General features: G+C 53.6%; 24 protein-coding genes and 1 other annotated feature. Of the genes, 7 read left to right on the forward strand and 17 right to left on the reverse strand.

Features of this window, described 5'->3' with window-relative positions:
- The 4 genes from thrA to yjjY form a co-directional block, all read right to left on the reverse strand.
- Window positions 1–2,463, reverse strand: coding sequence for a bifunctional aspartate kinase/homoserine dehydrogenase I (gene thrA / locus ACMYSL_RS24685; protein ID WP_181483690.1), 2,463 nt, complete (start codon window positions 2,461–2,463; stop codon window positions 1–3).
- 26 nt (window positions 2,464–2,489) lie between these two features.
- Window positions 2,490–2,607 (reverse strand) — a sequence feature (Thr leader region).
- Window positions 2,546–2,614 carry a thr operon leader peptide gene (gene thrL / locus ACMYSL_RS24690; RefSeq protein ID WP_004222578.1) on the reverse strand — a complete coding sequence of 23 codons (69 nt, stop codon included), beginning with the start codon at window positions 2,612–2,614 and terminating at the stop codon, window positions 2,546–2,548. Its footprint overlaps the feature before it by 62 nt.
- Before the next feature lie 212 nt (window positions 2,615–2,826).
- The gene (locus ACMYSL_RS24695) at window positions 2,827–3,513 is read right to left on the reverse strand and encodes a tRNA/rRNA methyltransferase (RefSeq protein ID WP_434660213.1); all 687 of its coding nucleotides are present in this window, start codon (window positions 3,511–3,513) and stop codon (window positions 2,827–2,829) included.
- 399 nt (window positions 3,514–3,912) lie between these two features.
- Entirely contained in the window at window positions 3,913–4,053 is a 141-nt protein-coding gene (gene yjjY / locus ACMYSL_RS24700; protein ID WP_110272677.1) for a protein YjjY, read from the reverse strand.
- A gap of 95 nt (window positions 4,054–4,148) precedes the next feature.
- Between yjjY and arcA the strand changes: the two genes are divergently transcribed.
- Window positions 4,149–4,865, forward strand: a complete 717-nt coding sequence (arcA, locus tag ACMYSL_RS24705; protein ID WP_004132265.1) for a two-component system response regulator ArcA — start codon at window positions 4,149–4,151, stop codon at window positions 4,863–4,865.
- 54 nt (window positions 4,866–4,919) lie between these two features.
- Here arcA and creD read toward each other — a convergent pair whose 3' ends face one another.
- The 4 genes from creD to creA are packed head-to-tail and all read right to left on the reverse strand — an operon-like array spanning window position 4,920 to window position 8,956.
- Window positions 4,920–6,299 carry a cell envelope integrity protein CreD gene (gene creD, locus ACMYSL_RS24710; protein WP_434660214.1) on the reverse strand — a complete coding sequence of 460 codons (1,380 nt, stop codon included), beginning with the start codon at window positions 6,297–6,299 and terminating at the stop codon, window positions 4,920–4,922.
- A gap of 57 nt (window positions 6,300–6,356) precedes the next feature.
- On the reverse strand, window positions 6,357–7,781 hold the full coding sequence (creC, locus tag ACMYSL_RS24715; RefSeq protein ID WP_434660216.1) for a two-component system sensor histidine kinase CreC: 1,425 nt from the start codon (window positions 7,779–7,781) through the stop codon (window positions 6,357–6,359).
- On the reverse strand, window positions 7,781–8,470 hold the full coding sequence (gene creB, locus ACMYSL_RS24720; RefSeq protein WP_304255780.1) for a two-component system response regulator CreB: 690 nt from the start codon (window positions 8,468–8,470) through the stop codon (window positions 7,781–7,783). Before creB ends, creC begins: the two co-directional genes overlap by 1 nt.
- A 12-nt stretch (window positions 8,471–8,482) precedes the next feature.
- Window positions 8,483–8,956 (reverse strand): protein CreA, encoded by a 474-nt coding sequence (creA, locus tag ACMYSL_RS24725; protein WP_434660217.1) that lies wholly within the window; start codon window positions 8,954–8,956, stop codon window positions 8,483–8,485.
- A 209-nt stretch (window positions 8,957–9,165) separates the two neighbouring features.
- Here creA and robA point away from each other — a divergent pair, with 209 nt between their 5' ends.
- Window positions 9,166–10,035, forward strand: coding sequence for an MDR efflux pump AcrAB transcriptional activator RobA (robA, locus tag ACMYSL_RS24730; protein WP_110272681.1), 870 nt, complete (start codon window positions 9,166–9,168; stop codon window positions 10,033–10,035).
- On the opposite strand, the gene gpmB is transcribed toward robA, so the two are convergent.
- Entirely contained in the window at window positions 10,032–10,679 is a 648-nt protein-coding gene (gpmB, locus tag ACMYSL_RS24735; RefSeq protein WP_182236155.1) for a 2,3-diphosphoglycerate-dependent phosphoglycerate mutase GpmB, read from the reverse strand. The two genes, robA and gpmB, sit on opposite strands and share 4 nt — an antisense overlap.
- A gap of 114 nt (window positions 10,680–10,793) precedes the next feature.
- Between gpmB and yjjX the strand changes: the two genes are divergently transcribed.
- Window positions 10,794–11,309 (forward strand): inosine/xanthosine triphosphatase, encoded by a 516-nt coding sequence (gene yjjX / locus ACMYSL_RS24740; protein ID WP_112215068.1) that lies wholly within the window; start codon window positions 10,794–10,796, stop codon window positions 11,307–11,309.
- On the opposite strand, the gene trpR is transcribed toward yjjX, so the two are convergent.
- Together trpR and sltY are read right to left on the reverse strand one after the other, a co-directional pair.
- Window positions 11,296–11,628: a trp operon repressor gene (trpR, locus tag ACMYSL_RS24745; protein WP_110272684.1), complete on the reverse strand. Its 333-nt coding sequence runs from the start codon at window positions 11,626–11,628 to the stop codon at window positions 11,296–11,298. The two genes, yjjX and trpR, sit on opposite strands and share 14 nt — an antisense overlap.
- Before the next feature lie 117 nt (window positions 11,629–11,745).
- Window positions 11,746–13,683 (reverse strand): murein transglycosylase, encoded by a 1,938-nt coding sequence (gene sltY, locus ACMYSL_RS24750; RefSeq protein WP_434660220.1) that lies wholly within the window; start codon window positions 13,681–13,683, stop codon window positions 11,746–11,748.
- A gap of 331 nt (window positions 13,684–14,014) precedes the next feature.
- Between sltY and ettA the strand changes: the two genes are divergently transcribed.
- Window positions 14,015–15,682 carry an energy-dependent translational throttle protein EttA gene (gene ettA, locus ACMYSL_RS24755; RefSeq protein WP_110272790.1) on the forward strand — a complete coding sequence of 556 codons (1,668 nt, stop codon included), beginning with the start codon at window positions 14,015–14,017 and terminating at the stop codon, window positions 15,680–15,682.
- 154 nt (window positions 15,683–15,836) lie between these two features.
- Here the strand turns inward: ettA and nadR are convergent, their stop codons facing one another.
- From nadR to serB, 3 genes are read right to left on the reverse strand one after another with little or no spacing between them, the layout of a single operon-like run.
- Entirely contained in the window at window positions 15,837–17,069 is a 1,233-nt protein-coding gene (nadR, locus tag ACMYSL_RS24760) for a multifunctional transcriptional regulator/nicotinamide-nucleotide adenylyltransferase/ribosylnicotinamide kinase NadR (protein ID WP_181483698.1), read from the reverse strand.
- Between the two features lie 29 nt (window positions 17,070–17,098).
- A complete protein-coding gene (radA, locus tag ACMYSL_RS24765; protein ID WP_434660221.1) occupies window positions 17,099–18,481 on the reverse strand; it encodes a DNA repair protein RadA in 1,383 nt (460 codons plus the stop codon).
- A 9-nt stretch (window positions 18,482–18,490) separates the two neighbouring features.
- The gene (serB, locus tag ACMYSL_RS24770) at window positions 18,491–19,462 is read right to left on the reverse strand and encodes a phosphoserine phosphatase (RefSeq protein WP_434660222.1); all 972 of its coding nucleotides are present in this window, start codon (window positions 19,460–19,462) and stop codon (window positions 18,491–18,493) included.
- 104 nt (window positions 19,463–19,566) lie between these two features.
- On the opposite strand from serB, the gene ACMYSL_RS24775 reads away from it, so the two are divergent.
- From ACMYSL_RS24775 to ACMYSL_RS24785, 3 genes are all read left to right on the forward strand, one after another.
- Entirely contained in the window at window positions 19,567–20,208 is a 642-nt protein-coding gene (locus tag ACMYSL_RS24775) for a YtjB family periplasmic protein (protein WP_110272689.1), read from the forward strand.
- A gap of 10 nt (window positions 20,209–20,218) precedes the next feature.
- Entirely contained in the window at window positions 20,219–21,235 is a 1,017-nt protein-coding gene (lplA, locus tag ACMYSL_RS24780; RefSeq protein ID WP_434664256.1) for a lipoate--protein ligase LplA, read from the forward strand.
- A 69-nt stretch (window positions 21,236–21,304) separates the two neighbouring features.
- On the forward strand, window positions 21,305–21,568 hold the full coding sequence (locus ACMYSL_RS24785; protein ID WP_182207132.1) for a helix-turn-helix domain-containing protein: 264 nt from the start codon (window positions 21,305–21,307) through the stop codon (window positions 21,566–21,568).
- Window positions 21,569–21,758: 190 nt separating this feature from the next.
- On the opposite strand, the gene deoD is transcribed toward ACMYSL_RS24785, so the two are convergent.
- The 3 genes from deoD to deoA form a co-directional block, all read right to left on the reverse strand.
- Window positions 21,759–22,481, reverse strand: coding sequence for a purine-nucleoside phosphorylase (gene deoD, locus ACMYSL_RS24790; RefSeq protein ID WP_182236147.1), 723 nt, complete (start codon window positions 22,479–22,481; stop codon window positions 21,759–21,761).
- A gap of 121 nt (window positions 22,482–22,602) precedes the next feature.
- The gene (deoB, locus tag ACMYSL_RS24795) at window positions 22,603–23,826 is read right to left on the reverse strand and encodes a phosphopentomutase (RefSeq protein ID WP_182236145.1); all 1,224 of its coding nucleotides are present in this window, start codon (window positions 23,824–23,826) and stop codon (window positions 22,603–22,605) included.
- Between the two features lie 52 nt (window positions 23,827–23,878).
- Window positions 23,879–25,201, reverse strand: coding sequence for a thymidine phosphorylase (gene deoA, locus ACMYSL_RS24800; RefSeq protein WP_434660224.1), 1,323 nt, complete (start codon window positions 25,199–25,201; stop codon window positions 23,879–23,881).
- Window positions 25,202–25,284 lie beyond the last annotated feature (83 nt).

Below are 25,284 nucleotides of genomic sequence, written 5' to 3' on the forward strand. Positions count from 1 at the left end.
TTAAACTCCTAACTTCCATGACAGGGTACGCAGCAGGTCAGCGAATACGCCCGCCGCCGTTACATCGTTACCCGCGCCATAGCCGCGCAGCACCAGCGGCAGCGGCTGATAATAGTGGCTGTAAAAGGCCAGCGCGTTCTCGCCGTTTTTCACTTTGAACAGCGGATCGTTGCCGTCAACCGCGGCAATTTTCACGCGGCAGGTGCCATCCTCTTCGATGTTACCAACATAACGCAAGACTTTACCTTCATCGCGCGCTTTAGCGACCCGTGAGGCAAACTCATCATCGAGAGAAGGCAGGCGTGCCATAAAGCTTTCAACATCGCCGCTGGCGTCAAAACCTGCAGACAGCGCCGGCTCAACGATAATGTCAGACAGCTCCAGCTCACGCCCGGTTTCACGTGCCAGGATCAGCAGCTTGCGCGCAACATCAACGCCGGAAAGATCGTCACGCGGATCCGGTTCGGTGTAGCCCATCTCACGCGCCAGCTTCGTTGCATCAGAGAAACTCATGCCTTCATCCAGCTTACCGAAGATAAACGACAGCGAGCCGGACAGAATACCGGAGAAGTGCAGCAGCTCATCGCCAGCATTCAGCAGATTTTGCAGGTTTTCAATGACCGGTAGGCCCGCGCCGACGTTGGTGTCGTATAAGAACTTACGCCGAGAGCTGCTCGCGGCATGACGCAGTTGGTGATAGTAATCCAGTGATGAGGTATTCGCCTTTTTGTTCGGCGTGACCACGTGGAAGCCTTCGCGCAAGAAATCCGCGTACTGATCGGCGACGGCCTGGCTGGAGGTACAGTCGACAATAACCGGGTTCAACAGGTGATACTCTTTCACCAAACGAATAAGTCGACCCAAATTAAATCCATCTTTGGCCTCCACCAGCTCATCGCGCCAGTGTTCAAGATTGAGACCGTGTACGTTGGTCAGCAAAGCGTGAGAATTGGCGACGCCGCAAACGCGCAGATCGATATGTTTACTCTTCAGCCAGCTTTGCTGGCGCTTGATCTGTTCGATCAGCGCACCGCCGACACCGCCGACACCGATAACAAACACTTCAATGACCTGATCGGTATTGAACAGCATCTGGTGAGTCACGCGCACGCCGGTTGTTGCGTCATCATTGCTGACAACAACAGAGATAGAACGCTCGGAAGAGCCCTGAGCAATCGCGACAATATTGATGTTGGCGCGCGCCAGCGCGGCAAAGAACTTGGCGGAGATACCGCGCAGAGTCCGCATCCCATCACCGACAACAGAGATGATCGCCAGACGGTCCATAATAGAAAGCGGTTCCAGTTGGCCCTCTTTCAGTTCCAGATAGAACTCTTCTTCCATCACCCGCTTCGCCCGCGCGCAGTCGCTCTGCGGTACGCAGAAGCTGATGCTGTATTCCGAAGAGGATTGAGTGATCAAAACGACAGAAATTCCGGCGCGAGACATGGTAGCAAAAACACGCGCCGCCATTCCTACCATGCCTTTCATGCCCGGACCGGAGACGTTGAACATCGCCATATTATTAAGATTGGAGATCCCCTTCACCGGCAGACCATCTTCATCAAGACTCGCACCGATAAGCGTGCCTGGAGCCTGCGGGTTGCCCGTATTTTTGATTAAACAGGGGATCTGGAACTGGGCGATTGGCGCAATGGTGCGCGGGTGCAGAACTTTGGCGCCAAAATAAGAAAGCTCCATCGCTTCCTGATAAGACATCGACTTCAGCAGGCGTGCATCTGGCACCTGACGAGGGTCGCAGGTATAAACACCATCGACGTCAGTCCAGATTTCACAACAGTCGGCGCGCAGGCAGGCAGCCAGTACCGCGGCGGAGTAGTCAGAACCGTTACGACCCAGAACCACCAGTTCACCCTTTTCATTGCCCGCGGTGAAACCGGCCATCAGCACCATATGGTCTGATGGGATCTGACTGGCGACAATGCGGCGAGTCGATTCAGCGATATCAACTGTGGACTCAAGGTAGTGACCTACTGCTAGCAATTTTTCGACTGGGTTAATGACCGTGACGTGATGACCACGCGCTTCCAGCAGACCGGCCATAATCGCGATAGAAAGCTTTTCACCCCGGCAGATTAGCGAAGCGTTGACGCTATCCGGGCACTGCCCAAGCAGGCTGATACCGTGCAGCACATGCTTGATTTGCGCAAATTCTTGCTCAACAAAAATTTTCAGCTGAGCAAGCGGGAAACCAGGTTGGGCCTCAGCGAGCCCCTGCAGAAGTTCGGCAAAAATGCGTTCGGCATCGGCGATATTGGTAAGTGCATCCTGACCACCGATCGTTTTCTCAATCATCGCAACCAGGTGGTTAGTAATCTTCGCAGGGGCAGAAAGTACGGTGGCTACCTGCCCCTGCCTGGCATTGCTCTCCAGAATATCGGCAACTCGCAGAAAACGTTCTGCATTTGCCACTGATGTACCGCCGAACTTCAACACACGCATGGTTGTAACCCCTTAATCTTTTATCGAAAAAAAAAGCCCGCACTGTTCAGGTGCGGGCTTTTTTCTGTGTTTCCTGTACGCGTCAGCCCGCACCGTTACCTGTGGTAATAGTGGTGGTGATAATCGTGGTAATCATGCCGATGCGATTCATGGATGTTGTGTACTCTGTAATTTTTATCTGTCTGTGTCCTGTGCCTATATTGGTTAAAGTATCTGTCGACTTAAGTCAACGATTTTCTACTTTTAGCCATTTTTTGCGCACCCGGTCAATGCGCCATAATTACCTGACAATCCCCCCGGGTTTACGCATAAGGACAGATGAAATCAGAATATAAAACCATATAAAAATAATATGACAGCACTTTACTCTGATAGGTTTTTTTCAATATCATGCAATAAACGATGCAGCATCGCAGTATCGCGCTGTTGTAAAAGACCGATTCGCTGCTGTAGCCAATCGGTAAGTTTTATATCATCCCCGACACCCAGTCGGGTGAGCAAGTCGAGCGTTCTTAGACGTAATGCCTGCAGCTGATTATCATCCACGCCGGCAGATGTCGCCGGGGTTTGCTGCAACAAAGAGGTCAGTTGATAGCAATACACCATCACCGACTGTCCTAAGTTCAGCGAAGGATAGTCCGCCACCATCGGTACACCAGTCAACACATCGGCAAGGGCCAGCTCTTCGTTAGTTAGCCCGGAATCTTCACGACCAAACACCAGCGCGGCATGATTCATCCACTGCGCTTTCTCCTCCAGCAGCGGCAACAGCTGCTGCGGCGTCGCGTAGTAATGGAAACGCGCCCGGCTACGGGCAGTGGTGGCAACAGTAAAATCGACATCATGTAGCGCCTGCTCCAGGGTGGGATAAGTGCTGATATTATCGAGAATATCCCCGGAGCCGTGTGCAACCCAGCGCGCCGCAGGCTGCAAATGAGCATCGCTATCGACGATACGCATGTCGCTAAACCCCATTGTTTTCATTGCTCGTGCTGCAGCACCTACGTTCTCAGCCCGAGCGGGGGACACTAATACAATTGATAAACGCATTCGGTTTCTCTTTTACCTTTTTACGCAGCGGAAATATCACTCCACGCGTTCATTTTACGCGTTGAGAATTTACAAATTTGCAACAAAAATCACTAAATTTGAGTTTGATCACCCATAAAAAAAACTAAACTATTCCCAAGGCCCCACGACACGGAGTATGTTAACAGAACGTCTTTATCCACATGTTTGGCAATGAAATTTATGTCAGAGTACGTTTCAAGGCGTTGGATTCATCATATTTATTATTTTCTTAGCGCAACTAATTGAGCCGTGTATGAATTGTGACGATGAATCGCATATCGATGCAATGATTTCACAAGACTGTTAACGTGCTACAATTGAACTTGATATATGTCAACGAAGCGTAGTTTTATTGGGTGTCAGGACTCTCTTAGCCTGTTATGTTGCTGTTAAAATGGTTAGGATGACAGCCGTTTTTGACACCGTCGGGTCCAGAGGGAAAGTACCCACGACCGAGCTAATGTTGTTGTTGACGTTGATGGAAAGTGCATCAAGAACGCAATTACGTACTTTAGTCATGTTACGCCGGGCATGTTAATTTGCGACATGTACCAGGCAGGTCAGGGACTTTGGTACTTCCTGTTTCGATTTAGTTGGCAATTTAGGTAGCAAACATGCAGACCCCGCACATTCTTATCGTTGAAGACGAGTTGGTAACACGCAACACGTTAAAAAGTATTTTCGAAGCAGAAGGTTACGATGTATTCGAAGCGACCGATGGCGCGGAAATGCATCAGATCCTGTCTGAAAATGATATCAACCTGGTGATCATGGATATTAACCTACCAGGTAAAAATGGTCTCCTGTTAGCACGCGAATTGCGTGAACAGGCGGACGTCGCGCTAATGTTCCTTACCGGTCGCGATAACGAAGTGGATAAGATTCTTGGCCTCGAAATCGGTGCCGATGACTATATCACTAAACCATTTAACCCTCGTGAACTGACGATTCGCGCACGCAACCTGCTCTCCCGTACCATGAATCTGGGTACGCCGAGTGAAGAACGCCGCAGCGTAGAAAGTTATAAATTCAACGGTTGGGAACTGGATATCAACAGTCGTTCACTGGTAAGCCCAAATGGTGAGCAGTACAAGCTGCCGCGCAGTGAATTCCGCGCCATGCTGCACTTCTGCGAAAATCCAGGCAAAATCCAGTCTCGCGCAGAACTACTGAAGAAAATGACCGGTCGTGAGCTTAAGCCACACGATCGTACCGTAGACGTGACCATCCGTCGCATTCGTAAGCATTTTGAGTCCACTCCGGATACCCCGGAAATCATCGCCACCATTCATGGCGAAGGGTACCGCTTCTGTGGCGACCTGCAGGAATAACTCTGGTTCTCTTGCGGTAATAACGTAAAAACGGCGCTATTCGCGCCGTTTTTTTTATTTCCAGATTCTGAGTTTGTCGTCGCTACCACTATCACCACCGTCATTGCCATCGCCACCTGGCTGCTCTTCCTTCGGCTTCGGGAGAGATAAAGCATACCAGTCAACATGGCGCGTCAGGAACATCAGCGCACTCAACGCCAATAGCAGCACTCCAGTCCCCAACAACAAGGCACTATCTTCTGAACGCAAGAGCATCCACATCACACCATCCAGCAGTAATAACGCGCAGACGAAAAGCAAACTATTACGCCACCCTTTCATGACGGCATGCAGATACACCCCGTTGATTAATGCCCCTATCAGGCTGGCGACAATCCAGGATGGTGTAAAGCCGATATGCTCAGAAAGCGCCAGCAATACCAGGTAGAACATCACTAACGACAGCCCCACCAGCAGATACTGCATCGGGTGCAAACGGCGCTGGGTTAAACTTTCGAATACGAAAAATGCCATGAAAGTTAGTGAAATCAACAGAATGGCATATTTCGTCGCTCGATCGGTCAGCTGGTACTGATCGGCTGGTGTGGTAACGTTGACGTTGAAAGCAGGCAGCTGTCGCCACTCAACCTCCCGATCGTCAACAAAAAACTTCGCCATGTTGTTGGCAAACCAGCTGCTTTGCCAGTGAGCGCTGTAGCCCGAAGCGCTGACCTCACGGTTAACGGGAAGAAAATCGCCGAGAAAACCAGGGTGTGCCCAGTTGCTGGCCAGTTGTAGTTCACTGTTGCGTCCGATCGGCACCACCGAGAAGCTCCCGGTTCCGTTCAGGTTAAGTGTGAATTCAACATCCAGCGCTTTTTGTTCAGATGATAACAACGGCATCGGCATATGAATGCCCTCTCCGCTACCGCTAAGACCGAGCCCTGGCTCTACGGACAACGTCTCACCATTAATCTGCGGCGCGACGATAGCGCCAATCCCGCGTGCATCGCTAACGCCGACCACCATAAAAGGTTGGCCCAACGCAATATTGTCTTTTTTGAGTTCAGCCAGACGGGAAACGTCGAAATGCGCTTTAATTCCGAGATCGTTGTGCCAAATTTGACCTTCATAAATGCCGATTTTCCGCGATTCAACATTCTGTTTTCCGGTTATCGCCAGCGTTTCTGGCAACCAGTAATGCAGCCAACTACGTTGATACTCAACCTCTTTTTTATCTTCAATGCGGGTCAGCGTCTCGGTAACGGGAATAGCAATCAGCGGCCCGGTCAGCTTTTGCGACCCGCTAGTACTGCTCTGTAGAGCATCGACAACATCGCTGCGATAATCCGCACGTTCAACGATCAGTTGCCTGACGATCATCAGCGGGATCGACAACAGTAAAATGCATCCCAGCAGGGTGCTCATTTTCCAGAATAGTGGTGATTTCAACATAGCCCTCTCCTTAGTGATGGGTACACCTTAGATGGGCTATGTGGGGGGAGTTTGAAGCTATGTGAAGTGAGCGTGAAGTCTTAGCAAAGCGCACACGCCGCCTTCGGGACGATTGATCAACTGGATATCTCCCTGATGTAAGCGTGCGACTTCACGGACAAATGCCAGGCCCAGGCCACTACTTTTATGACCATTTTCACGCGGTAAAGAATAGAAACGCTCAAAGATGCGTCCCAGGGCATAATCCGGAATACCGCTACCCGTATCGCTCACCGTTAATAGCACGCCGCCATCGCTTTCCTGTGCGCCAAGCAGGATCTCTCCTTCAACAGGCGTAAAATCAATAGCGTTATCCAGCAGATTACCTAGCGCCTGCGCCAAAAGCTCGCGATCGCCTTCAACCGTCAGAGACGTTTCTTGCCAACGCAGCGTAAGTTTTTTCGCCGCTAACGCGATTTCGCGCTCTTCGGCCAGACGGCTAAAAAGAGCAGCGACAGAGACAGGGCGCCGCGCAATCTCCAGACGATTCTCCAGTCGCGCCTGCTGGAGCAGGTTTTCCACCAGAGACTGCATCCGCGCATTTTGCGCGAGGATATTGCCAGTAAAGCGCGCAGCTATCTCAGGTGGAGGACCTTCATAGAGAATTTCCGCCGCGCCGCGAATTGCCGCCAGCGGACTCTTCAGCTCATGAGTCAGCGCATAAACATAGTTCTCAATCGCGTTTTTACCCTCCAGCTTGAGACGCATACTCTCCAGCGCCTGCGCCAGCTTACGCAGTTCGCTGCTGCCCACATCCGGCAACGGAACCGGCCGGTCGGCAGTCACCGAATCTGCGTAACGAACCAGCTTACCGATGGAGAAATTAATCCACCACACCATCCCGGCGCCAATCAGTAGTGCAATTCCCAGCAGTGCGCCGCTCGCCCACAGAATACGCCGCTCGCTACGTTTGATAACCGGTGCCATGGCCAGGTTCGGTTTGCCGACGCTCAGCACGCCAATAATTCGACCATTATCAGTGACCGGTGCGGCGATATACATAATCGAACTATTATCATCGTTCGGGTCACTGCGCGTGCTGCGCGCACCGTACTGTCCGCGCAATGTAAGCCAGACATCGTTCCAGCGAGAGTAGTCTTGTCCCAGCGCTTTACCCGTGGAATCAAACACCACCTTCCCTTGCGCATCGGTCATGTAGACGTGATATTCATTGCGAACTTTGTTAATACCGGCGATGTTGGCGTTGATCGGCTGACGATGAAGCGTCTGAAAGGCCTGGGCCAGGCGTCCATGCTGCGGATCGGCGGAAAGCAGGTCCTCACGAGCCAGCTCTGCGAGCAAGGTCGCGGTATCGATCAACGTGCCTTCCGTTGCCCGCCGCACGCCCGGCTTAATCTCCTGGACGAAAATGGAGAGAACAAACCACGCCGCAATCGCCACAATCAAGAAGTAGCCCAACAACAAGCGCATCCCAATGCGCATCAGAAGCCTCCGAGGCTATAGCCCATGCCGCGATGCGTATTGATGGGGGAGATGTTGGGATTCACTTCGCGCAGCTTAGCGCGCAGGGTTTTGATATGGGTATCAACGGTGCGATCGAAGCTCTCGTTCGCATCGCCCCATACCTGCTCCATAAGCTGCTGGCGGGAAAATATGCGACCAGGGGCGTGCAGTAGCGTTTTTAACAGCAGAAACTCATAGCGGGTGAGATTCAACGATTGACCGTACCACGTCACCAGGGCGGAGGCATCATTGAGCGTAAACTCCCCCACGCGCATTAGCGACGAAGGAGCCGCGAATTTCTGCAACCGCCGCAGGACAGTGCGCACTCTGGCGCAGACTTCACGAGGGGAAAAAGGCTTGGCGATATAATCATCAGCACCGATTTCCAGGCCAAGTAACTTATCCACCTCTTCACTACGGGCCGTCAGAAACAGCACCGGTAGCGCCGGATGGCGGGCCAGCAGCCGACGGCATAGTTCAAAGCCGCTGATATCAGGCAGCCCAACATCAAGAATCGCCAGGTCGGGTACCTGAAGGTGGGCCGCATCAAGTGCAGGCAGTCCACGTTCAAACGCCGTAACGATAAAACCTTCCTGTTGCAGCATGTAGACCAGCGTATCCGCAATGCTCAACTCATCTTCCACCAACCAGATCCGCGGTTGTTGCATCGTCGTTCCCTGTTATTTATTCCATGGCATAATTGGCACGGCGCTAATGGCATTCTTCGGCGAGCCGTCAACGATTTTATCCGAATAGGTCAGATAGACCAGCGCGTTACGTTTGGCATCGTAAAAACGCACGACCTGCAGCTTTTTAAATACCAGCGAGGTACGTTTCTGGAAGACTACATCGCCCTGGGTTTTGCCTTTTTTAATTTTATCCGTCAGCTCAATGGGCCCTACCTGCTGACAGGATATCGCGGCATCAGAGGTATCTTCCGCCAGACCCAATCCGCCTTTAATTCCCCCGGTTTTCGCCCGGCTGATATAACACGTCACGTTCTGGACATCCGGGTCGTCAAAAGCCTCAACGACTATCTTATGGTCCGGTCCGAGAAACTTAAACACGGTATCCACCGAGCCGATTTGCTCCGCCTGCGCCATCTGACAGCCGGCCAGTAAAAACATACCCGCAACTAACTTCTTGTATTTCATATTGTTACCATTCTTAAAAATTTAGCTGAGTGATTATCACACATTAAGAAGAAAAGTTTTATAGATCACAGCTTTACAAAATTACCACCATAACATCTGGAATAATCGCATTTAAAAGCAAAAAAAACACTGAATGCTAAAACATCAAAAAATGCTATTATCCGCTACCTTTAGTATCAGGCACCTGAGTTTAAGGATGGGGATATTTTATGGATCAAGCAGGGATTATTCGCGATCTCCTTAGCTGGCTGGAAGGTCACCTGGATCAACCACTCTCACTGGACAATGTGGCAGCGAAGGCAGGCTATTCCAAGTGGCATTTACAAAGAATGTTCAAGGACGTAACCGGCCACGCCATCGGTGCCTATATTCGCGCCCGTCGCTTATCCAAGTCGGCGGTAGCCCTACGCCTGACCGCGCGTCCGATTCTGGATATTGCGTTGCAGTATCGCTTTGATTCGCAGCAGACCTTTACGCGCGCGTTCAAAAAGCAATTTTCACTAACGCCAGCTCTTTATCGTCGTTCTCCAGACTGGAGCTCTTACGGTATGCGTCCCCCACTGCGCCTGGGCGAGTTCGCGATGCCTAAACACGAGTTTGTCACCCTTAACACGACTCAACTGGTTGGCGTCACCCAGAGCTACACCTGCAAGCTGGAGGAAATCTCCGATTTCCGTAACCAGATGCGCGTCCAATTCTGGCGAGAATTCCTTGCCAATACGCCGACGATTCCTCCGACCTTGTACGGGCTGCATGAGCCGCGTCCAAGCCAGGATAAAGACGATGAGCAAGAGGTGTTCTACACCACCGCGCTGACGCCAGAACTGGCTAACGGTCACCTGCACAACTCCCATCCCGTTATTCTGGAAGGCGGCGAGTACGTGATGTTTACCTACGAAGGTTTAGGTACGGGTTTACAGGAGTTTATCCTGACGGTTTACGGCACCTGTATGCCGATGCTCAACCTCACCCGCCGTAAGGGTCTGGATATTGAGCGTTTCTTCCCGGAAGATGAAAGCCGGAATCAGGAACCACCTATTCAGCTGCGCTGCGAGTACCTGATCCCGATTCGTCGTTAACGCTGTAGTTCATCCATCGCGGGGGCATCAAGATGCGAAACATCCCCCGCGGTTTCTACAACCCAGCCTGATGCCAGCCAGGGGCTTTGCTGATAATCAACGCGGGAAATGGAGCAGTTGCGCAAGCGCAAGCGACGCTCGGCATACGCCGGCAAGCCAAGAATCGTACTCACCAGACAGCCCAGCGCCATCCCATGACTCACCAGCAGCGGCCGACTGCCCGCAGGCAGTTCCAGACAAGACGCCAGCGCCGCATGCATACGATCGCTCAGCTCTTGCATTGACTCCCCTTGCGGAATACGACCGTCTGGCGTGCCGTTAACCAGTTGCCGACGCCAACCCTCTTCTTCCTCGCTCAACGAGTCGATATGGCGTTTCTCAAGCACGCCCATATCCAGCTCACGCAAGCGGGGCTCAGGAATGATGTTGCAACCACAGGCTTCAGCAATGATTTCCGCTGTGCGCCGCGTACGGCCTAAATCGCTGGCGATAATATGCGTGATGCCCAACGTTCTGGCACGCTCGCCGACTTGCCAGGCCTGACGCTCACCGTGGGCGGTAAGTGGACTGTCCGACTGGCCCTGAATACGTCGCTCGGCGTTCCACTGCGTTTCGCCGTGGCGAACAAGGTATACCTCTAACATGCTTTATTATCCGTTCTGAGCTCTTAACCATTGAGTGACAAGCATAGCCGCCAGCAACAACAATGATTTGGAGTATACTGCGATGATGTTAAGTAATTCTGAGTTGTTTTGATTATGCACCATGTTGTCTCAGCTACCACTAATCCCGCCAAAATTCAGGCAATTCTGCAGGCTTTTAACGAGATCTTCGGTGAAGGATCCTGCCATATTGAGTCCGTCTCCGTCGAGAGCGGCGTGCCGGAACAGCCATTCGGTAGCGACGAAACGCGCGCTGGCGCACGAAACCGCGTGACGAATGCGCGCCGCGCGCAGCCAAATGCCGACTTCTGGGTAGCCATTGAAGCCGGGATCGACGAAGGCAGCACTTTTAGCTGGGTAGTGATTGATGATGGGAATCTGCGCGGCGAAGCGCGCTCAGCGACTCTGCCGCTCCCACAAGTTATTCTTGAAAAAGTTCGCGCTGGCGAAGCCCTGGGGCCGGTGATGTCGCAGTATACCGGCATCGATGAGATTGGTCGCAAAGAGGGAGCCATTGGCGTGTTTACCGCCGGGAAGCTTACGCGCAGCAGCGTTTATCATCAGGCGGTCGTGCTGGCGCTAAGCCCGTTTCATAACGCTATTTATCGTTAACTTTCAGCAGCGATTGTTCCAGCCACTGGCGAAGCTCCGCCGGGGCTGACTTCAGGCTATTTGAGCCACGGGTGATAGTCGCAATCCCGGCGCCAAGCTCGTTTTTCAGCTCGCGCTGGCTCATCTCGCCGCGCAGCAGCTCTTCAATAATACGCACTCGCGTCCCCAGCGCCTCGCGCTCGTCGGGAGTCAGCATGAGTTGTAAAAGCGGCAGATGCAAATCGTCGGCGTATGCCTGCTGCAAAAGCGCCACGAAGCGCAGCCACTCCTGATGACGCTGTTCGGCTACGGCTGCTGAATAAGGGGATTGTTGGGTCATGTTACGCCACCTGTCGTGTGTACTCACTAACGAGTACAAAGCATAACATACTTCTGTCCGTACTCTATGGATTTCGGGCAACATAGCAAAATGCTATGTTGCCCGAAGGTGATGGTATTAGTAGCGCAGCTTCCACTCCGCATCGCTCATCAGCGTATCTTTTTGTCCCATGAAGTAGCGATAGTAGGCATCATAAGACAGGACGTTTTTCACGTAACCGCGCGTTTCCGAGAACGGAATACTCTCGATAAACGCCACTGCATCGATACGCCCACCGCTGTTGCCGCGCCAGGTACGAACGCGTCCAGGACCCGCATTATAGGCCGCAGAGGCGAAGATACGATTGTTGCCAAACTGCTGATAAACATATTGCAGGTAGCTGGTACCGATGTTGATATTCATTTCCGGATCCAGCAGCTGCGACGTGCCGCTGTAACCCGGAATATTAAACATCTTCACCGTATGCGTAGCCGTACCCGGCATAATCTGCATCAGGCCGCGGGCCCCCACCGGTGAACCGGCTTTCGGGTTCCAGGCGCTCTCCTGACGCGCAATCGCCATCGCGTAGCTTTGCGGAATATCTTTACCGCTGATATAGCGGGTAAAGATGTCGTTATAAGCCAGTGGAAAACGCTCTTCCAACTGATCCCATAATTTCCCGGCGATCGTGGCCTGGACGCTGAGATCCCACCAGTTCTGATTAAACGCATACCGCGCCAGCTGCGCCTGCTGATCTTTGGTCTTGCTGGTCACCAGATTCGCCCACTCGCTACGCGCAGTGTTATCCATATTCCAGTACATCAGCTCGCGAACCCGCGCCATTTCCGGCCCGGAGGTTAACGCCGGATCGAGATTAGCCGGCGCTTTATCGATGCGGAAAGTGTACTCTTCGCCAAGACGCTGGGCAGCGACCATCGGGTAGAAGCCGCGTTGTTGCATCAGAGAACGCAGAATGTCTTTGGCTTCATCATCACGCCCGCGCTCCAGCAGCAGATCGGCCTGCCAGTAGCGCCATTCATCCTTCTCTTTCGCCTCCATCGGCAAACGCGCCAGCCAGGTGTTCAAACCACGTCGATCTGCAGCGCCAAGCGCCATCCGCACCCGGCGTTCCACCAGCGAGGTGGATTGCGAACGCATAATGGCATCATCGCGCCAGATAGCCTGCTCTTCGGTCACGTCGCTGCCCATCAGACGCCAGGCGACAATATCCCGCAGCTCCTGGGTCTGGTCTTCATTCAGCTGCTGTGCCTGCGCTAACGATGGGATCATCAGGCGCGCATTTTCCACATCCTGACGCGCAACGCTGGCAAAAGCGACCGCCGCCATCTGGCGCGTAAAGTCCGTCGCCCCGGTAGTGCGTGCGAAAGTCATGACGCTATTGGGATCGTTAGCCAGCGCGACAACCGCCGTCGAAATCGTTTGATAATCAGACGGCATCTGCTGGGCCAGAACCCGTACCAGACTGGTATTCCCCGCCTTCATCGCCAAACGGATCCGCTCAAGGTAAGCCAGCGGATCCTGCTGGCCGGAGGCGCGCCAGGCACCAAACAGCTGGTCGCAGGCATTTGGCTGGCTTTTGCCACTCAGCCACAGCTCTTTCGCCCCATTCCAGGCTTCCTGCGTTTGGCCCACACTCCATTTTGCATAGTAGTAATTACACTGTGCTTCGGTGCTGGCTGGTTTATCCGGGCTGAAGGACAACAAGCCACGCCAGTCGCTACGACGCGCCAGCTCGTTGACGAAACGTGATTTCAGCGATCGCGCCGGGGGCAGCGTCGGGTTGGAGGCGATAAAATTGGTCACCACCAGAGCAGGCTGGTTCATCAAATCATCGGTTATCTGCCGGTACTGGAGATAAGGATAGAGCGGGTAAGTCGTCAGCGTCGGCATCAACTGGTTAACGACATCCATTTGTCGGTTGTCCCACGCCTGTTTAATTTGAGCATAGCGGCTGCGTTGTTCATCCAGTGAATCCGCATGCGCCAGTTGGCTTAGCGTCAGTAGACATACGCTGGCCGCCAGCAGGCGCCAGGTAACGTGTTTGGCTTTGTCCACAAGCTCTTCCTCTTATCGTGTTACGTCTGTGCAGCATCATGCCGCTTAATAGATTCATGCTAATCAGACATTGCAGAAAGTGCCACGTTCCGGACACTTTTTTACTTTTGTTGCGAGTGAGCTCTGCTGGCTGGGATTAGAACGTGAAAAAGGCTACACTTCGCCTTTGATAACTATTCACTACCCTACTCAAAATCATTCTGGCTGCATCAAGGCGGCAAGAGAGAAAATCCCTGCGAGCATAGATGGCTATGTGACCGGGGTTTTCGAATGCAGCCAACACAGAGGCAGCCTGAAGGATGAAGAGTATATAAAAGAGGCGAAGTCCAACGTGGCTCAATTCGTTTATACCATGCATCGTGTCGGCAAAGTGGTTCCGCCGAAACGTCATATTCTGAAAAATATCTCCCTGAGCTTTTTCCCAGGTGCAAAAATCGGCGTTCTCGGCCTGAACGGCGCCGGTAAGTCTACCCTGCTACGTATTATGGCCGGCATTGATACCGATATCGAAGGCGAAGCTCGCCCGCAGCCCGGCCTTAAAATTGGCTACCTGCCGCAGGAACCAAAGCTGAATCCAGAGCAGACCGTTCGTGAATCGGTCGAAGAAGCCGTGGCCGAAGTGGTCAACGCGCTGAAGGGTCTGGACGAGGTGTACGCTAAGTACGCTGAACCGGATGCCGATTTCGACAAACTCGCCGCTCAGCAGGGCAAGTTTGAAGAGATCATCCAGGCGCACGATGGCCATAATCTGAACGTGCAGCTTGAGCGCGCCGCGGATGCACTGCGTCTGCCGGATTGGGATGCCAAAATCGCCAATCTGTCCGGTGGTGAACGTCGCCGCGTGGCGCTGTGCCGTCTGCTGCTCGAAAAGCCAGACATGCTGCTGCTCGACGAACCGACTAACCACCTGGATGCCGAATCCGTGGCGTGGCTGGAACGCTTCCTGCACGACTTCGAAGGTACCGTCGTGGCGATTACCCACGACCGCTACTTCCTCGATAACGTTGCCGGCTGGATCCTCGAGCTTGACCGTGGCGAAGGTATTCCGTGGGAAGGTAACTACTCCTCCTGGCTGGAGCAGAAAGATCAGCGTCTGGCGCAGGAAGCTTCTCAGGAAGCGGCCCGTCGTAAATCTATCGAGAAGGAGCTGGAGTGGGTTCGTCAGGGCGCAAAAGGCCGTCAGTCTAAGGGTAAAGCCCGTCTGGCACGCTTTGAAGAGCTGAACAGTGCTGAATACCAGAAACGTAACGAAACTAACGAACTGTTTATTCCACCAGGAGCTCGTCTGGGCGATAAAGTGGTTGAAGTCAGTAACCTGCGTAAATCTTACGGCGATCGTGTACTGATTGACGACCTGAGCTTCTCAGTACCGAAAGGGGCTATCGTCGGCATCATCGGTCCAAACGGTGCGGGTAAATCCACCCTGTTCCGCATGATGTCCGGTCAGGAAGCGCCTGATAGCGGCACCATTACCCTGGGCGACACCGTGAAGCTGGCCTCCGTTGATCAGTTCCGTGACGCGATGGATAACAGCAAAACCGTGTGGGAAGAAGTTTCCGGCGGGCAAGATATTATGCGTATCGGCAACACCGAAATGCCAAGCCGTGCCTACGTGGGCCGCTTTAACTTTAAGGGTGTCGATCAGGGCAAACGCGTCGGCGAACTGTCCGGTGGTGAGCGCGGTCGTCTGCATCTGGCGAAGCTGCTGCAGGTTGGCGGTAACGTACTGCTGCTCGATGAACCAACCAACGACCTGGACATCGAAACCCTGCGCGCGCTGGAAAACGCCCTGTTGGAATTCCCGGGCTGCGCAATGGTTATCTCGCACGACCGTTGGTTCCTTGACCGCGTAGCAACCCACATTCTGGATTATCAGGATGAAGGTAAAGTCGAGTTCTTTGAAGGTAACTTCACCGAATACGAAGAGTACAAGAAACGCACCCTCGGCGCAGACGCGCTGGAGCCGAAGCGTATCAAGTACAAGCGTATCTCGAAATAAAAGCAAAAGGGCAACGCAAGTTGCCCTTTTTAATGTCTGCTCCCTCTCCCCAAAGGGGCGAGGGGATCAACCCTCTGCACCGGGCAGGTCGGTTTTCTCCCTCTCCCCGTGGGAGAGGGTCGGGGTGAGGGCATCAGACCGCAGAGGTACTGAACTACCCCTGCTCACCCATCATCTCTTTGACCAGCTCGACGCAGCGCAGGAATCGGGCATCGTAATCCGCCTCTTTTACATGCACGAAGTCGATCTCATTCTCTCTGAGCAGCGACACCAGCAGCGTCTGGAACTCCTTGCGATCCACTGAACTACCAAGGCTACGCAGACCATCGGCCACCCAAGGCGTATTGTTTTCCAGCAGGATAACCAGATCAAAGCGATACTCATCGATAAGCGCCTGAACGAAAGGATGTTCCCGACCTTCATACTTCAGACAAAACGCCTGGGTGCTGACGAAATCGGTATCGATAAACGCCACCTTATTGGCGTATTTCACCGCAAAATCAATATACTGCGCATGGCCGAGAGCAATCTTGTCATAGTCGGAATATTGCAAAGCCATCTCATCGCCACCGAGATGCGAAAAGACATAATCACGGCCATATTCCCAGGCGCTGGTGGTGTTAAATATATTGGATAGCTTATTTACCAGGGTCGACTTACCGCTCGACTCGCCGCCGAGTATCGCTACCGTGCGCACGAAAAACGGCTTCACCTCGGTAGGAATATATTCCCAATAGCGGAACGGGTTTTCACGAATCTGACCGCCACTGATGCTCATAAAGGTGCGTTTCGGATCGACAAGTACGGTTTCGATGCCCAGATGCTCCAGATACTGCGACGCATCGGCCTCTTCCGATGTGTAGATCCAGTTTGGCTCGATACCCTTCTCGCTCATAAAGGCGCGGATCCCACGGCTCCAGACATCCCAGCCGTGCGGATAAGGCTCCATGCCCTCTTCATTAAAGGCATGGATGCGAATATTTTTCTGATACTTAAAGGTTTGCAGCAGCCAACGCAGGCGATCGGGGACGGTCGGCTGCTGCGACATCGCGCTCTTTTCAAACAGTTCACGATCGCGAGGATCGTCGTAACCCATAATGATATGCAGCTCATCGACCTGGCTACAGGCGCGCTGAATCAAATAAATATGCCCGGTATGCAGCGGATAAAATTTACCAAAAACCACGCCCACGCTTTTTTGCCGACGCGGAAATTCCAGCCCCAGAAACCGGTGCAGCGCTTCCAGCTTCTGCGCGCTCGGGCTTTTAATTTTGGCGTTCAGCAGCTGGCTCAAATAGCCTTTTGTCATCCCGCTGGCGTCCGCCACCTGCTGTAGCGTACAACCCTTCTGCTTAATGGCGCTTTTTAAATAGTCAAATGACGACATAGCGAGTCTCCTTTTAACTTATTATATGTCTATAAGTCGTCAAAGACGTTAAGTGCGTCCGCAAGCTTCTTCACGCCAAAGATTTGCATCCCTTCCGGCGCTTTTTTCGGCACGTTGGCCGCCGGAACAATAGCCCGACGGAAACCATGTTTAGCCGCTTCTGAAATACGCTCCTGTCCGCTCGGCACCGGGCGGATTTCGCCTGCCAACCCCACTTCGCCGAAGACCACCAGATCCTGCGGTAGCGGTCGGTCGCGCAAGCTGGAAACCATCGCCAGCAGCAGCGCCAGATCGGCGCTGGTCTCGGTGACCTTCACCCCGCCGACAACGTTGACGAACACGTCCTGATCGGCCATCTGCAGGCCGCCGTGACGGTGCAGCACCGCCAGCAGGATGGCCAGACGGTTTTGCTCCAGCCCCACCGCCACGCGGCGCGGGTTAGACATCATCGAGTGATCGACCAGTGCCTGGATTTCCACCAACAGCGGGCGAGTACCTTCCCAGACCACCATCACCGAACTACCGGAGGTCACTTCATCCCCGCGACTCAGGAAGATGGCCGATGGGTTACTAATCTCACGCAGGCCCTGCTCGGTCATGGCGAATACGCCCAGCTCATTGACTGCGCCGAAGCGGTTTTTATGGCTACGCAGAGTACGGAAACGGGAGTCAGCATCACCATCAAGGAGAACAGAGCAATCGATACAGTGCTCCAGCACTTTTGGCCCGGCCAGCGAACCATCTTTGGTGACGTGGCCGACCATAATAATCGCCACACCGCGAGTTTTAGCAAAGCGCGTTAAATAGGCTGCCGTTTCACGTACCTGGGCCACGCTGCCCGGCGACGACTGCACGTCGGCCATATGCATCACCTGGATGGAGTCGATAACCATCAGCTGCGGCTTTTCTTCGTCAGCAATCTGGCAGATTTGCTCAATGCTGGTTTCAGACAACATATTGAGATTCGCAGTCGGTAGCGCTAAACGATGAGCGCGCATCGCCACCTGCTGGAGCGACTCTTCCCCGGTGACGTACAACGTTTTCATGCCTTCTGACAGCTTGCACAGGGTTTGCAGCAGCAGCGTCGATTTACCCGCGCCAGGGCTGCCGCCAATCAGAATCGCGCTGCCCGGCACCACACCGCCACCGAGCACGCGGTCGAACTCTTTAAAGCCGGTCGAAAAACGCGGCAGCGCTTCCAGGCTGATCTCAGAGAGTTTCTGCACTTTAGAGACGCCAGCATTCCCGGCGTACCCTGACAGACGCTCATTTCTTGCCACCTGCGGCGAAGCGGCAATGCGCATCTCGGTGATGGTATTCCAGGCATGACAGGCGCTGCACTGCCCCTGCCAGCGCGGATAATCCGCACCACATTCATTACAGACAAATGCGCGTTTTGGAGCTTTCGCCACGTTAACCTCTTACTTTTGATTCATGCTGCCGGAGAGAATACAGAATACCCCCATCAGGTCAGCATGGCGGATTGTCACTTCCGCCAGTTCATTCACTTTTGGTTTCGCATGATAGGCGATACCGAGGCCTGCCGCTTTAATCATCGGCAAATCGTTGGCGCCATCGCCAATCGCCACGGTTTGCGCCGACGGGATCTCATACCTTTCCGCCAGTTTGCGCAGCGTATTGGCTTTAAATTTGGCATCAACGATATCGCCAAGGACGTTGCCGGTCAGCTTCCCGTCCATGATCTCCAGCTCGTTGGCAAACACTGCATCGAGATGCAGCTTATCGCGCAGATACTCGGCGAAGAAGGTAAAGCCGCCAGAGGCGATGGCCACTTTCCAGCCGAGACTTTCCAGCTTCAATACCAGCTGCGTCAGCCCAGGCATCAGCGGCAAAGTCTCACGTACCTGGAACAAAATATTGGCGTCGGCATCTTTCAGCGTCGCCACGCGCTGGCGCAGGCTGGCGGTAAAATCAAGTTCGCCGCGCATGGCGCGTTCTGTCACTTCCGAAACCAGCTCACCGGTTCCTGCCAGTTTGGCGATTTCATCAATGCACTCAATCTGAATCGCCGTCGAGTCCATATCCATTACCAGCAAACCCGGCGTGCGCAAATGGGGGATTTTGCCCAGCGGCGCGACGTCCAGCCCGGCGTCATGCGCCAGACGGGTCGCTCGTAACGTTAACGAACCAGCCAGACGAATCACCTGGTAGTCATCAACCGTCCAGGAGGCAACGATAACCAGCGCTGCGCCCAGCTCACGCTGCCATTCCGTCAGACGACGCTTGTTAAGGCCGCGGCCATACAGCAGCCAGCCGCTGCGTCCAGCATGGTAATCCAACGGCATGACCTCATCACCGCTCAGGGAAAGCGGCAATCCAGGCCACTGGGAAACATCTTCAGGCAGGTCGCACCAGGTCAAACTGTTTGGCATCACGGCTCCACATCACTTCATTCAGGCGAGGAAAATAACGCATGAGGCTACCTTGTAACCAGCGCTTCTGGCAACATTAAGCTGCAAATTTTCAAAGGTGGAATATGGTACGCGCAAAACTTAAATTCCGGCTGCACCGCGCTGTTATTGTTCTGATCTGTCTCGCACTCCTCGTCGCCCTGATGCAGGGTGCGTCGTGGTTCAGCCAGAATAGTCAAAAGCAGCGCAACCCGCAGTTAGAAGAACTGGCTCGCACGCTCGCTCAACAGGTAACGTTAAACCTGGCACCGCTGATGCGTAACGAAACGCCCGATGAAAAGCGGATTAGCCAGCTGCTGGAGCAGCTTACCCACAAAAGTCGGATACTGGACGCCGGCGTTTATGACGAACAGGGCGACCTGGTCGCGCGTTCCGGCGAAAGCATCGAGGTACGCGATCGGCTGGCGCTGGACGGTAAAAAAGCGGGCGGTTACTTCAATCAACAAATCGTCGAGCCTATCCAGGGTAAAAATGGCCCTCTGGGCTACCTGCGCCTGACGCTGGATACCCATACGTTAGCCACCGAAGCCCAGCAGGTGGATAATACCACCAATATCTTACGCCTGATGCTACTGCTGTCGCTGGCTATCGGCGTGGTGCTAACGCGAACTCTGCTGCAAGGTAAACGTACCCGCTGGCAGCAATCCCCTTTCCTGCTCACCGCCAATAAGCCGGTGCAGGATGAAGATAAAGATGAATCAGAATAAGGAAATCGCTATGTCCACGCTGCGCCTGCTGCTCTCCGACTCCTACGACCCGTGGTTCAACCTCGCGGTTGAGGAGTCGATTTTTCGCCAGATGCCCGCCACGCAACGGGTACTGTTTCTGTGGCGTAATGCCGATACGGTGGTTATCGGCCGCGCACAAAACCCATGGAAAGAGTGCAATACCCGACGCATGGAAGAAGACAACGTGCGCCTGGCGAGGCGCAGCAGTGGCGGCGGCGCGGTGTTCCACGATCTGGGCAATACCTGCTTTACCTTTATGGCCGGTAAACCGGAGTACGATAAGACGGTCTCCACCAATATTGTCCTAACGGCGCTGAATTCGCTGGGGGTCACGGCGGAGGCCTCCGGGCGCAACGATCTGGTGGTGAAAACCGCCGAGGGCGACCGCAAGGTCTCCGGCTCCGCCTATCGCGAAACAATGGATCGCGGCTTCCACCACGGTACCCTACTGCTGAACGCGGATTTAAGTCGTCTGGCTAACTATCTGAATCCTGATAAGAAAAAGCTACAGGCAAAAGGGATCACCTCCGTACGCGGGCGCGTGGCGAACCTGGTCGAACTGCTGCCAGGCATTACGCATCAGCGGGTCTGCGAGGCGATTCAGGAGGCATTCTTTGCCCACTATGGCGAACGCGTTGAGGCTGAAATTATCTCTCCTGACAAAATGCCGGATCTGCCAAATTTTACCGATACCTTTGCCCGCCAGAGCAGTTGGGAGTGGAACTTTGGCCAGGCCCCCGCCTTCTCTCACCTGCTGGACGAGCGATTTACCTGGGGTGGCGTAGAGTTGCATTTCGACGTCGAGAAAGGCCATATCACGCGAACTCAGGTCTTTACCGACAGCCTGAACCCGGCCCCGCTGGAAGCGCTGGCCGCCAGATTGCAGGGCTGCCTGTATCGCGCTGATATGCTGCAGCAGAAGTGCGATGCATTATTAGTGGATTTCCCGGAGCAAGAGAAAGAGCTGCGGGAGCTATCGGCGTGGATTGCCGGGGCGGTGAGGTAACGACTCTTCCAGCATGGCACCTTCATTCCTTGTCAGTTCATCATTTCTCCCACTTAAAGGAATGGCTGCATGATTGACGCGATAAAACAAGAGCAAGCTGTTGCGCTCGTCATGGCTCAGCAAAAAGTATCGTGGCTTGCTGCGGTGCGTATCTATAAACACTTATCTCGTACTGATGCAGCAAAAATGTTGAACATCACCCCGGAATCACTTGCTCGTATTGAAAAAAAAGAACAAATAAGCACTGCTGTGAGAAGCCGCATGGCTGAAATTTATGGATGCCCAGAGGCCCTGCTTGTATGTCCATCATGGATGCAAGGTCGAACTGCATGAATAGATACCTGGATAGATATCTGAATAAATTAAAATCACATCACAATGAAAAGTATGGATAAATATTAAGAATGCGAAGATTTATGAATAAATACTTCGATAAAAAAAGCCGGATGGCGGCTACGCCTTATCCGGCCTACAGGTTTTTGCGCAGGCCCGGTAAATGCAGCGCTACCGGGCGACACAATACTTACTCTTTATCGCCCAGCAGAACGGATTCCAGCGCGATTTTGATCATATCGTTGAAGGTCGTCTGACGCTCAGCAGCGCTGGTCTGCTCGTGGGTACGGATGTGGTCGGATACGGTGCAGATAGTCAGCGCTTTCGCCCCGAACTCCGCAGCGACGCCGTAGATACCGGCCGCTTCCATTTCTACGCCCAGAATGCCGTATTTCTCCATCACGTCGAACATCTCGCCGCCGTCCGGTGCATAGAACAGGTCAGCAGAGAAGATGTTACCGACGCGCGCGTCGACGCCCAGCGCTTTTGCCGCATCAACCGCGTTACGCACCATACCAAAGTCTGCGATTGCCGCGAAGTCATGGTCTTTAAAACGCATACGGTTAACTTTAGAGTCAGTGCAAGCACCCATACCGATAACCACGTCACGCAGCTTAACGTCCATACGCACGGCACCGCAGGAGCCGACACGGATGATTTTCTTCACACCAAAGTCGGTGATCAGCTCTTTCGCGTAAATGGAGCAGGACGGGATACCCATGCCGTGGCCCATAACGGAAATTTTGCGGCCTTTATAGGTGCCGGTGAAGCCCAGCATGCCGCGCACGTTGTTCACTTCACGTACGTCTTCAAGGAAAGTTTCTGCAATGTGCTTCGCGCGCAGCGGGTCGCCCGGCATCAATACGACGTCAGCGAAATCACCCATCTCGGCGTTAATATGTGGAGTTGCCATCTTCAGTTCCTTTTTAATTTTTTTGCCGGGCGACGGCGAGCCTTGCCCGGCCGACATTCTTTTATCCCTCTCCCAAGGGGAGAGGGCCGGAGTGAGGTCATCAGGCCTCACCCACCCTGACTCAGAACATAGCCTTGCCATATTCCATGTCGGAAGTGCCAAAGTATTTAGCAAGGGTCTGGCCGATATCCGCAAAGGTTTCACGGTGACCAAGCGAACCCGGTTTCACTTTCGGGCCATAAACCAGCACCGGAATGTGTTCACGGGTATGGTCAGTACCGGTCCAGCTTGGGTCGCAGCCGTGGTCGGCGGTCAGGATCAGAATGTCATCTTCACCCACCAGCTCCATCAGCTCAGGCAGACGGCGATCGAACAATTCCAGTCCGGCGGCGTAACCAGCAATATCACGACGATGGCCCCAGGAAGAGTCGAAGTCGACGAAGTTAGTGAAGACGATGGTCTCGTCACCCGCTTCTTTCATCTCTTTGATGGTGGCATCAAACAGCGCATCCAGGCCGGTCGCTTTCACTTTTTTAGTTATACCGCAGTTGGCGTAGATATCGGCGATTTTACCGACAGAAACGACCTGACCATTTTTCTCGTCGACCAGCTTCTGCAGCACGGTCGCCGCAGGTGGCTCAACGGCCAGGTCATGGCGGTTGCCAGTACGCTGGAAGTTACCTGCTTTATCGCCGATAAACGGACGTGCGATAACGCGACCGATGTTGTAGCCGCCTTCGGTCAGCTCTTCACGGGCGATTTCACACAGCTCGTAGAGTTTATCGAGACCATAAGTCTCTTCATGGCAGGCAATCTGGAATACCGAGTCAGCAGAGGTATAGAAAATCGGCTTGCCGGTTTTCATATGCTCTTCGCCCAGTTGGTCGAGGATAACGGTACCGGAAGAGTGGCAATTGCCGAGATAGCCCGGCAAATTAGCGCGCTTAACCAGTTTATCCAACAACTCCTGCGGGAAGCTGTTTTCATGCTCCGGGAAGTAACCCCAGTCAAACAGAACCGGCACACCGGCAATTTCCCAGTGGCCTGACGGCGTATCTTTACCAGAAGAGAGTTCATGCGCCCATGCGTAAGCGCCAATCACTTCCGCATTACCGTCCATTCCGGCGGCAATTTTGCCGGTAGAACCTTCATGTGCTTTCACCAGACCCAGACGAGTCAGGTTAGGCAAATTCAGCGGGCCTTTGCGACCGTTATCAGCCTCGCCTTTGGCGCAGGCTTCTGCAATATGGCCCATGGTGTCTGAACCTACGTCGCCAAAGCGATCCGCATCTTCAGTCGCACCGATGCCGAAGGAGTCCAGCACCATAATAAATGCACGTTTCATATTATTCTCCGTACCTTTTGCGCTGCAAAAAAGCGATCAGATCAGTATATAACTATTCGGTGATACGACGATAGACCGTTGGCGTAATTTCAGGCGCTTTATCGTCGAGTTTAATAGCCGCTTTGACTGCTTTGGCGGCTTCCTGCCAGCTGTTTTCATCCTTAGCATGGATAACCGCCAGCGGCCGCTGCGTGTCTACGCTGTCGCCAGGGCGGACCATATCGGTGAAACCCACGCTGTAATCAATCAAATCCGATGCCTGACGGCGACCGCCGCCCATGGATACCACCGCCATACCGAGTGCCCGAGTGTCCATTTCCGCGACAAAGCCAGCACTTTCGGCGTAGACCGCTTTGCTCAGCATCGCGGTTGGCAGGTAGTTGTCGTAGTTTTCGATAAAATCGTTCGGCCCTTTCTGCGCGGCGACCATTCGACCAAAGACTTCTGCAGCTTTACCGTTATCCAGTACCGTCTGCAGTTTTGCCCTCGCATCGGCGTCGTTATCCGCCAGCTTGCCGGAAATCAGCATTTCAACGCACAGCGCCATGGTGACATCGAACAGGCGCGGGTTGCGGTATTCACCCGTCAGGAATTGTACCGCTTCACGCACTTCCACCGCGTTACCAGCGCTGGAAGCCAGCACCTGGTTCATGTCGGTCAGCAGTGCGGTGGTGCGCACGCCCGCGCCGTTGGAAACGCCAACGATCGCTTCGGCCAGCGCAGCGGAAAGCTCATAGGTCGGCATAAACGCGCCGCTACCGACTTTCACATCCATGACCAGCGCGTCCAGACCTTCAGCCAGTTTTTTGGCCAGAATCGAAGCGGTAATCAGCGGGATGGAGTCCACCGTCGCGGTAATGTCGCGGGTGGCATAAAAACGTTTATCCGCCGGTGCGAGCGAGCTGGTCTGCCCAATAATCGCCACGCCGACGTCTTGAATAATTTCGCGAAAACGGCTGTCGTCCGGGAAGATATCAAAGCCCGGAATCGCTTCCAGTTTGTCGAGGGTGCCGCCGGTATGACCGAGACCGCGCCCGGAAATCATCGGCACATAGCCGCCGCAAGCTGCGACCATCGGCCCCAACATCAGTGAGGTAACATCACCTACGCCGCCGGTGGAGTGCTTATCGACGATCGGACCGTTGAGATTAAGGCTCTTCCAGTCCAGAACGGTTCCTGAATCCCGCATCGCCATGGTCAGCGAAACCCGTTCTGGCATAGACATATCGTGGAAAAAGATGGTCATCGCTAGCGCGGCGATCTGGCCTTCTGAGATGGTGTTATCGCGGATGCCGTTGATGAAAAAGCGAATTTCTTCATCGCTCAGCGCATGACCATCACGTTTTTTACGAATTATTTCTTGTGCGAGAAACACGGTAACCCCCGATTAATCAGGTTAAATGCAGCGGAAAACCCACTGCAATGAATGATTACTCTAAATAATTCGAGTCGCAGGAA

The sequence above is a fragment of the Klebsiella sp. MISC125 genome (assembly GCF_051131775.1).
Taxonomy (GTDB): Bacteria; Pseudomonadota; Gammaproteobacteria; order Enterobacterales; family Enterobacteriaceae; genus Klebsiella.